Source organism: Streptomyces sp. NPDC003691 (assembly GCF_053981115.1).
Window position 1 is genome coordinate 74,544 of sequence record NZ_JBSFNQ010000029.1, and the last position, 10,290, is coordinate 84,833.

Sequence of the window (10,290 nt, forward strand, 5' to 3'; positions counted from 1 at the left end):
CGGCAGGGCAGCCCCGCCGGGGCCGGTCCGGGCGGGAGTGCTCCGCCGCCCGGACCGGCCGGTACGGCCTGTCAGCTCACCTCGGTCTTGCTGTCGACGGGCTGGTCGCCCTTCGGGAGCGAGGTCAGCGGATAGTCGGAGGTGATGACCCTGATGGCGCCCGGGGCGAAGGTGTAGGTGCCCGTGGTCTCCGGGACGAACTCGGCGTGGCCGCCGGTGAGCAGGACGTTCTGCCCGCCGAACACGTAGTTGTGGTTGACCAGCCCGACCGCGGTGGCCTCTCCCCCGCCCGCCCCGCCGATCAGTACGGTGACCTCGCCCCGGATATCTCCGGCGGGCCGGTCCTTGATGGTCGGGTGCAGGGTGCGCAGCACCACCTCGATATTGAGTTTCTCCCCCGCCTTCAGCTCGTGGGGCGTGCGGATCTCGATCTCTATCTCGGACTCCTCCGGCTCCGGCTCCCGCGTCGATGTGGTGAGGTAGGTGAAAACGCCCATCTGCACTGCCTTCCTTTTCCAGCTTTTCCGGCGGATTGATTCCGATTGACGCGAACCGGCCGGCCACGGTCCGGTCCGGACCGTTGCGGGCCGGTGCCGGCCGGTCAGCGCGAGCTGATGCCGTCCGGGTCCCGGGCCGGTGGTCCCGCGCTTCCGTGCGGGCCGCCCCCGAGGTAGTTGCTGCCGCTGACGATGCTGGCGCGCAGCATCGGCGTACCGGCCAGTCCGTTGCGGGTGAACCGCAGGGCCAGCAGCGCCGGGTTGATGAACTTCATGGAGCGGGCGCGGGAGCGGATCCGGCGGGTGACGGGAATCCGGGCACGCTCGTACGCCCGCAGCAGTTCCACGGGGTCGCCCTTGCGGGCGAACGCCCTGGAGAGCACCCAGACGTCCTCCAGTGCCTGGTTGACCCCCATGCCGATGCGGGCGGGCACGGCGTGCGCCGCGTCGCCGATCAGGCTGACCGGGCCGCGGCCCCACTGCGAGGGGACGCGGTGGAGGGTGTGGTGGGCCACGGCGATCTCGTTCTCCCCGATGGCGTCGAGGACCTGCCGTACCGGGGCGGGCCAGTCGCCGAAGAGCGTACGGAGGGTCGCGAGCCGGGTGCCGGGTTCGCCGGAGGGGGCCCGGCCGCCGCCGCCCGCCGCCCGGAGCCACGACGGGGTGTCGTCCCGGCGCAGTTCGAAGGCCCAGTGGGTCAGGCCGCCGCCGACGGGGTGGGCGACGAAGAGGCCGACCCGGCCGTAGTAGGTGGGTGCCAGATGTCCGTCGCCGAGGTCGATGGGGGCGGTTGTGGCACCGTGCCAGGACGACAGCCCGGTTTCGAGCGGTGCGTCGCCGAAGTACTGGTCGCGCACCGCCGAGCGGTAGCCGTCCGCGCCGAGGAGCACATCGCCCCGGACCCGGGTGCCGTCCGCGAACTCGGCGAGCACTCCGCCGGACGACAGGTGCTCGACCCGGACCAGCCGCTTGTCGAAGTGGACGGTGCCGGGGGGCAGCTGGGCGGCGACCCGGTGCATCAGCGCGCCCCGCATCATGCCGACGCCGGGCGAGCCGAAGCGGTCGGCCAGGGCGGCCATATCGGCATGCATGAGTCTGCGGCCCTTGTGCGACCAGACCTCCATGCGGTCGATGCGCCGTCCCAGTCCGTCGAGGTCGAGGCCGAGGTCCCGCAGGATGGCGGTGCCGTTGTGCCACACCATGACGCCGTTGCCTCCGGCGCGCAGGACGGGCGCGCGCTCGAAGACCTCGACCTCATGGCCGGCGGCGGTGAGTGCGAACGCGGTCACCATGCCGCTCACTCCGGCGCCGATGACGATGATTCTCACTGCACTCCTTTCGATCCGTGACGGTTCAGGCGTGCGCCGAGCCACTCGCGGACGGTGTGCGCCGCTTCGTCGCAGTCGTCGCCCAGCATCGAGAAGTGCGATCCGGTGACATCGCGCACCTCGGTGGCGAGTTCCCATTCGGCACGCCAGTCGGGGTGCTGTTCCGGCAGTTGCGGGGTGTAGGGGGTGAGGGCGCGCAGCAGCAGGACCGGCGCCGTTATGGGGCGGGGGTCCCAGCCCCGGAAGGACTGGAGGTAGCGGCCCATCGCGGTGAGCCGGGTGTCGTTGCGCAGCGCGACGGCGTTCTCCCTGGCGGCGACGACCTCGGTGAGGGTGGTCTCCAGCCAGGGCTTGCGCCGGATGACGGCGGGGGCGTAGCTGTCCGCGAGGACGACCGCGGCCGCCGGGACGCCCTGCTGTTCGACGCGTTCGGCGACGGCGTGCGCCAGCATGCCCGACGCCGACCAGCCGACGAGGACGAACGGCCGGCCGTCGGCGTACCGCAGGACGGCGCGCGCATGGGCCTCCACGAGCGCGGTGAGACCGGCCGGCAGGGGCTCCCCGGCGCCGTAGCCGGGATGCGTCAGTGCCACCACCTCGTGGGTGCCCGCGAACCGTGCGGCCAGGGGGACGTACTCGTGCGGACCGGCGACCGCGCTGAAGGACGGGAAGCAGATGATCACGGGGCCGTCGTCGCTGCCGTCGCCCTCGGCGAGCCGGACCGGACGCGGCTCCGGCGGGTCGTCGGCGGTGAAGGCGGGGCGCAGTCCGGCGGCGGCCTCCAGCAGCACGGTCGCCTCGGCGAAGCGGCCCGCCGCACTGGCCTCCCAGTAGAGGGTGCCGATCGGTCCGGCGTCCGTGCCGCCCGCCGCTGCCCCGGCGGTTGTCCCGGCGGTTGTCCCGGCGGTTGTTCCGGCGGTTGTTCCGGTCGGGGGCTCGGCCATCCTTTCGAGGAGGTGGGCGGTGAGCGCCGCGGTGGTGGAGTGGTCGAATACGGCGGTGGGCGCGAGGTCCGTCCCGGTGGCGGCGGTCAGCCGCCTGCGCAGCTCCGTGGCGCCCAGGGAGTTGAGGCCCTGGGAGAGGAAGTCGCGCTCGTCCGGTTCGGTGTCGAGGTCGAGTACGGCGACGAGGGCCGTGCGGATCAGCCGGGTCAGCTCGGCGGCCCGTTCGCTGTGCGGCAGGGCGCGGAGCCGGCCGGCGTCGTTGGTGGTCGCGACGGCCCGTACGGTACGGGCGTCGCTCCCGCCGTCTCCGTCCGGGTCCCCCGTGGCCCGGGTGTCCCCCGCGTTCCCGTGTCCGGCCGGGGCGGTGGGCAGTTCCACCGTGCCCAGGACGACTTCCGCGGCGGCCACGGGGTTGCCCGCGGGGTCGGTGAGGCGGAGCCGGAGCCCCTGCCCGTCGGCGGTCGGTGCGGCGTGCGCCAGGACGTCCCTCGCCCCGGAGGCGGCGACGGTGAGCGAACGCCAGACGGCCGGCTGGACCGGGGCATCGGCCGCGGCGCCCCCGTACGGGGCGTCGGTCCCTGCGCTGTGCCAGGCGGCTTCCAGCAGCGCCGGGTGGACGGTGAAGCCGCTGACGGAGGCGGTGTCGGGCAGGGAGAGTTCGGCGAGGACGTCGTGGCCGTGCCGCCGGACCGCGCGCAGCGCGCCGAAGACCCCGGTGACGGCCGGGCCCGCGGCACCGGCCCGGGCCGTCGGCTCCGCGATGTCGACCGGTACGGCGGCGGCGAAGAGCGCGGCGGCGTCGGGGCCGGTGTCCGCCGTGGCGGCATCGGGCCCGGCTTCCGCCCGGGTGGCATCGGGCCCGGCTTCCGCCCCGGTGGCATCGTGTCCGGCGGACAGTTCGCCCTCCGCGTGCCGCGTCCACCGCTGCCCGGTACGGGCGTCCACGGTGACCCTGCGGCGGCCGCCCTCGTCGGGGCCGACCCGTACCTGGAGCCGTGCCCCCTCGTCGTGCAGCACCAGCGGTACGGTGCAGGCGAAGTCGTGCAGCCGGTCGCAGCCCAGCCCGTCGCCCGCGCTCAGGGCGAGTTCCGCGAGTACGGCGGTGGCGACCACCGGAACCCCGTTCAGGCGGTGGTCCGCCAGCCACGGGTGGCTGCGCGGGCCGAGGACCCCGGTGAGCACCGCGCCGTCGCCGTCGGCCAGTTCGACGGCCGCCCCCAGCAGCGGGTGCCCGGCCCGGTCGAGGCCGAGGGCGGCCGGGGCGCCGCCGCCGGTCGTACGGTCGGCATCCAGCCAGTAGCGACGGCGGCGGAACGCGTAGGTGGGCAGCGGTACGGTCCGCGCGCCGGGGAACACGGCCCGCCAGTCGACGGTGATCCCGCGGGTGAAGAGCGTGCCGAGGGCGGTGGCGACGGTGCCGGGTTCGGCCCGGTCGGCCCGGAGGAACGGCACGAACTCCGTCCCGTCCGGGACGCAGTCCCGCCCCATCGCGGTGAGCACCGCGTCCGGCCCCAGCTCCAGGACCGTGGTCGCCCCGGCGGACTCCAGCGCCCGGACGGCGTCGAGGAACCGTACGGTGCCCCGCGCGTGCCGCACCCAGTGTTCGGGGGAGCGGATATCGGCGTCGGTCAGCGGAGCCCCGGTGACCATGGAGACCAGCGGGATCTCGGGGGTCCGGGGGTCGAGCGTGCCCGCGACGGCGCGGAGTTCACCGAGCACCCCGTCGACGTGCGGCGAGTGGAAGGCCCGGCCGACCGCGAGCCGTTTGGTACGGCGCCCCTTCGCCCGCCAGCGGGCCGCGATCTCCGCCACCGCGGTCTCGTCGCCCGCGAGGACCACGGCCCTCGGCCCGTTGACGGCGGCCAGGGAGACCCGGTCGGCCACCGCCGCCAGATCCGCCGCCGTCTCCTCTTCTCCCGCCTCCAGCGCGACCATCGCACCCGGCGGCAGCGTGTGCATCAGCCGGCCGCGCTCGGCGACCAGCAGCGCCGCGTCGGGGAGCGTCAGTACGCCCGCCGCATGTGCGGCCGCGATCTCACCGACCGAATGACCGGCGACCCAATCGGGCCGTACGCCCCACGACTCCAGCAGCCGGAAGAGGGCGACCTCCACCGCGAACAGCGCGGGCTGCGCGTAGTCGGTCCGGTCGAGCAGGTCACCGGCGTCGCCGAGGACGACATCGGTCAGCGGCCGCTCCAGCCGGGGGGCGAGTTCGGCGGCGACGGCGTCGAACGCCGCGGCATAGGCGGGGTACGCGGTGTACAGCGCGGCGCCCATGCCCGCCCGGTGGGAGCCCTGCCCGGTGAAGAGGTAGGCGAGCCGGGCCGACGAGGGCACCGGGGTCACGGGCGCCCGGCCTTCGGCGACCGCGGCCAGGCGGCCGGGGAGCCGGTCCCGGTCACCGGTCACAAAGGCCCGGTACGGGAACGGTGTACGGGTCGTGGCCAGCGACAGGGCGAGATCGGCCGGCCGCACTCCGGGGCGCTCGGCGAGCAGGTGCCCGAGGCGTTCGGCCTGCTCCCGCAGCGACTCGGCGGACCTCGCCGACAGGACGAGCGGGACCGGCCCGGTGCCCGCAGCCGTCTCCGCCGCAGTCTCCGCCGTCGCTGCCGTCTCGGAGGTCGTACCGGGGTCCGTACCGGGGTCCGTCTCCGGGTCCGCCGCGGTGTCCGCCCCCGCGGTGGGAGCGGACGGGTCCCGCGGCGCCTCCTCCAGGATGACGTGGGCGTTGGTGCCGGAGATACCGAACGAGGACACGCCCGCGCGCCGCGGCCGCTCCCCGGCCGCCCACGGCACGGCCTCGGTGAGCAGCTCGACCGCGCCCGCCTCCCAGTCGACCTCGGACGTCGGCTCGTCGATATGGAGCGTCTTCGGCAGCAGCCCGTGCCGCATCGCGAGGATCATCTTGATGACGCCCGTGACTCCGGCGGCGGCCTGGGTGTGGCCGACGTTGGACTTCACGGAGCCGAGGCGGACGGGCTGTTCGCGGTCCTGGCCGTAGGTGGCGAGGAGCGCCTGGGCCTCGATGGGGTCGCCGAGCCTCGTCCCGGTGCCGTGGGCCTCGACGGCGTCGACATCGGCCGGGGTGAGCCCGGCGGACCGCAGGGCCTCCCGGATGACGCGCTGCTGCGACGGCCCGTTGGGCGCGGTCAGCCCGTTGGAGGCGCCGTCCTGGTTGACCGCGGAGCCGCGGAGCACGGCCAGCACCTCATGACCGTTGCGCCGGGCGTCCGACAGCCGCTCCAGGACGAGGACACCGACCCCCTCGGCCGCGCCCATACCGTCCGCGGCCGCCGAGAACGCCTTGCAGCGGCCGTCGGTGGAGAGTCCGCGCTGGCGGCTGAACTCGACGAAGAATCCCGGTGTGCTCATCACGGTCACGCCCCCGGCGAGGGCGAGCGAGCATTCGCCGTTGCGCAGTGCCTGCGCCGCCAGGTGGAGGGCGACCAGCGACGACGAGCACGCCGTGTCGACGGTCATCGCCGGGCCTTCGAGACCGAAGGCGTACGAGACCCGGCCGGACATCACACTGCCCGCGTTGCCGGTCATCAGATGGCCTTCGAGGCCGTCGGGCGCGGCGGCGAGGGCCGCCGTGTAGTCCTGGCCGACATAGCCGGTGAACACTCCGGTACGGCTGCCGCGCAGCGACGCCGGATCGGTGCCCGCGCTCTCCAGCGCCTCCCACGACGCTTCGAGCATCAGCCGCTGCTGGGGGTCCATCGCCACGGCCTCGCGCGGCGAGATCCCGAAGAACGCGGGGTCGAACTCGGCGGCGTCGTGCAGGAAGTTCCCGGAGCGGGTGTAGCTGGTGCCGGTGTGCGCCGGGTCGGGGTGGAAGACGCGGTCGAGGTCCCAGCCGCGGTCGGCAGGGAAGCCGGTCACCGTATCGCGCCCGGCGGCCAGCAGCCGCCAGAGGTCGTCCGGGGTCCGTACGCCGCCGGGGAGGCGGCAGCTCATGCCCACCACGACGATTGGGTCGCCGTCGGTGGCGGCCGGGCGTCCGCCGTCCGGTGCGGTGTCCCCGGCCGTGGTCCCGGCCGTGGCCGCGGTGCCCGGCCCGCCGGACAGCGCTTCGGCGAGGTGGTCGGTCAGCGCCTGTGGTGTGGGGTGGTCGAAGACGAGTGTGGACGGCAGCCGCAGTCCGGTGGCGGCCATGATCCGGTTCCGCAGTTCGACGGCGGTCAGGGAGTCGAAGCCCATCTCCCGGAAGGCCCGTGCCTCCTCGACCGCTTCGGCGTCGCCGTGGCCGAGGACGGCGGCCGCGTCCGTACGGACCAGCTCCAGGACCGCCTTGCGCCGGGCGGCAGCCGGCAGTGCGGCCAGCCGGTCGGCGAGGGAGGACGGTCCGCCGGTGCGGGCCGCCGCCCGCCGGGTACGGGGCTGGACGAGGGCGCGCAGCAGATGCGGGACGCCGTGGGTCTCGCCGCGCTCCCGGATCCGGCCGAGGTCGAGGCGTATCGGCACCAGGAGTGGGTCCGTACCGCGTAATGCGGCGTCGAAGAGTGCGAGTCCTTCGTGGTCGGTGAGTGCTCCACCACCGCCGCCGGACATCCGGGCCAGGTCGGTGGTGCCCAGGGCCGCGGTGAGTCCGCTGCGGGATTCCCACAGACCCCAGGCGAGGGAGGTGGCGGGCAGTCCGGTGGCGCTCCGCTGTTCGGCGAGGGCATCGAGGAAGGAGTTGGCGGCGGCGTAGTTGGCCTGTCCGGCGCCGCCGAGAACACCGGCCGCGGAGGAGAAGAGAACGAAGGCGGCGAGGTCTGCGGTCAGCTCGTGCAGATTGACGGCGGCATCGACCTTCGCCGCCAGGACCCGGTCGATCTGCCCGGCCGACAGCGACTCGACCAGACCGTCGTCCAGCACACCCGCGGCATGAACGACACCGGTGAGCGGATGGTCATCGGGTATCGCGGCCAGGACCGCGGCGAGGGCCTCCCGGTCGGCGGCATCACAGGCCGCAACGGTCGCCTCGGCACCGAGTTCCCGCAGCTCGTCGACGAGTTCGCGGGCCCCGGGAGCATCGGCTCCCCTGCGGCTCAGCAGCAACAGGTGCCGTACGCCGTGCCGGGAGACCAGCCGCCGGGCCACCAGCCCGCCGAGCACACCCGTACCACCGGTGACCAGCACCGTCCCCGAACCGTCCAGGGGCTGCGGGACGGTGAGAACGACCTTGCCGATATGCCCGGCCCGCGACATCAGCCGCAGGGCACCCGGGGCCTTGCGTGCGTCTCGGACGGTGAGCGGAAGCCGCTGCAACAGGCCCTGTTCGAAGAGGCCGACCAGCTCCAGCAGCATCTCCTGGATACGATCCGGACCCGCCTCCGCCAGATCAAACGCCCGGTACATCACGTCCGGTATCTGCTCCGGGTCCCGGATATCCGTCTTGCCCATCTCCACAAACCGGCCACCGGGGTTCAGGAGCCGCAGCGACGCGTCCACGAACTCACCCGCGAGCGAGTTGAGGACCACATCGACCCCGCCGCCGGACGCCTCACGGATCGCGGGTTCGAACGACAGGTCACGCGACGACGCCACCCGCTCCTCGGCAACCCCGAGCGCCGTGACCGCGGGCCACTTCGCCGCACTCGCCGTACCGAACACCTCGGCACCCAAGAGCCGGGCGAGCTGCACCGCCGCCATCCCCACCCCACCCGCAGCCGCATGCACCAGCACCGACTCCCCGGCACCCAGACCCGCCAGGTCCCGCAACCCGTACCACGCCGTGCAGAACACCACCGGAACCGAAGCAGCCTCCGCAAACGACCACCCCGCAGGCACCGGCACCACCAACCGCCGGTCCACCACCACGGATGTGCCGAGGCCATTGCTGAAGAGGCCCATCACCCGGTCCCCCGGCACCAGATCCACCCCCGGACCCACTGCCGTGATGACGCCCGCGCCCTCGCCCCCGATCTCCGCCACCCCCGGATACATTCCGAGCGAGATCAGCACATCCCGGAAGTTCAGCCCGATTGCGTGCAGGGCGATCCGGACCTGTCCGGGGCCGGGTTCGAGGTCGGTGGCCGGAATGCCGACGGCGCGCAGGGCGTCGAGCGAGCCGCTGCCGTCGGGCTCGACGCGCCAGTCGCCCTCGGGGACGCCCAGACCGTTGGGCGTGGCACGGGTCAGCCGGGGTACCAGCACCTCGCCCGCCTGGGCGCGGGCCTCGGGCTCACCGGTCGCGACGATCACGTCGAGGGGGACGGACCCGTCGCTGTCGACCAGGACGAACCGGCCGGGGTGCTCGGCCGCGGCGGCCCGTACGAAGCCCCGGGCGGCGGACTGCACCGGGTCCGCGGTGGTCGTGGCGTCCCGGGTGACCAGGACAAGACGGGTGTCGGCGAGTCGGTCGGAGGCCAGTAGGCCGCGTACGGCCGTATGGACCTCGGCGAGCACGGCGCGTACCGCGGCGGGTGCGTCGGCGGCCTCGGACCGGGGGCAGGGCAGGACGAGGAGATCCGGTGCGGATTCCGCCGCGTCCGCTTCGGCGAGAGCGAAAGCGGCAGCGGGACCGCCGTCGAGGGCGGTGAGTCCTTCGACGGGCGCCCCGGGCACATCGGCCGGTGCGCCGAGCACGGCCCACCGCTGGGCGGGGGCTTCCAGGCCGGAGACGCCCAGCGCGGTCCAGTCGACCCGGAACAGGGAGTCGGGTGCGGTGTCGGGGGTGCTCTGCCGGACCGGTCGCAGCGTCAGGGAGTCGATGTCGATGACGGGTGCGCCGGTGGCGTCGGCGGCCTGGAGCGACAGGGTGTCCTCACCCAGCGGGGACAGCTTCACCCGGAGCACCGCGGCACCCTCGGCATGAAGGGAGACACCGCGCCAGGCGAACGGCAGCCTCGCCGTATCGCCGCTGACCAGACCGCCCACACCCAGCGCGTGCAACGCCGAATCCAGCAGTGCCGGATGCAGACCGAAGCCGTCGGTGTCGGAGGTTTCCAGCGCGGCTTCGGCGTAGACGTCGTCGCCGAGCCGCCAGGCGGCCCGCAGGCCCCGGAAGGCCGGCCCGTAGCCGAAGCCGGCGACGGCCATGCCGTCGTACAGCCCGTCGAGGTCGAGTGCTTCGGCGTCGGCGGGCGGCCACTGGGTCAGGTCGGACGGTGTTTCGACGGCCGCGGGGGCGGGGGCGAGGGTGCCGGAGGCGTGCAGCGTCCAGTGCGTATCGCCTTCGGGCTGTGCGTGTACGCGCAGGGCGACAATTCCGGCCGGGTCCGGCGCGTCCGTGGTGACCTGGATGCGGATGGCGCCTTGGGCGGGGACGGTGAGGGGCGCGTGGAGGGTGAGTTCCTCGACCCGGCCGCAGCCGACCTCGTCCCCGGCACGCACCGCGAGTTCGACGAACGCCGTGCCCGGCAGCAGAACCGTGCCCGACACCGCATGATCCGCCAGCCAGGGATGCGACCGCAACGACAGCCGCCCCGACAGTACGACCCCCTCACCACCGGCCAGCGACACCGCCGCACCCACCAGCGGATGAGCCGTCGACAACAGACCCACCGACTCCACATCCGACGAACCCCGCACCGC

At 74.0% G+C, this 10,290-nt stretch carries 2 protein-coding genes and 1 pseudogene; all 3 read right to left on the minus strand.

What is annotated here, in order from left to right; translation table 11 throughout:
• Positions 1-71 precede the first annotated feature (71 nt).
• On the minus strand, positions 72-497 hold the full coding sequence (locus tag ACWDR0_RS16480) for a hypothetical protein (protein ID WP_456352375.1): 426 nt from the start codon (positions 495-497) through the stop codon (positions 72-74).
• Between the two features lie 104 nt (positions 498-601).
• Positions 602-1,825 carry an FAD-dependent oxidoreductase gene (locus ACWDR0_RS16485; RefSeq protein WP_456352376.1) on the minus strand — a complete coding sequence of 408 codons (1,224 nt, stop codon included), beginning with the start codon at positions 1,823-1,825 and terminating at the stop codon, positions 602-604.
• Positions 1,826-1,878: 53 nt separating this feature from the next.
• Positions 1,879-10,290, minus strand: a pseudogene (locus ACWDR0_RS16490) (SDR family NAD(P)-dependent oxidoreductase); the annotation flags it as partial.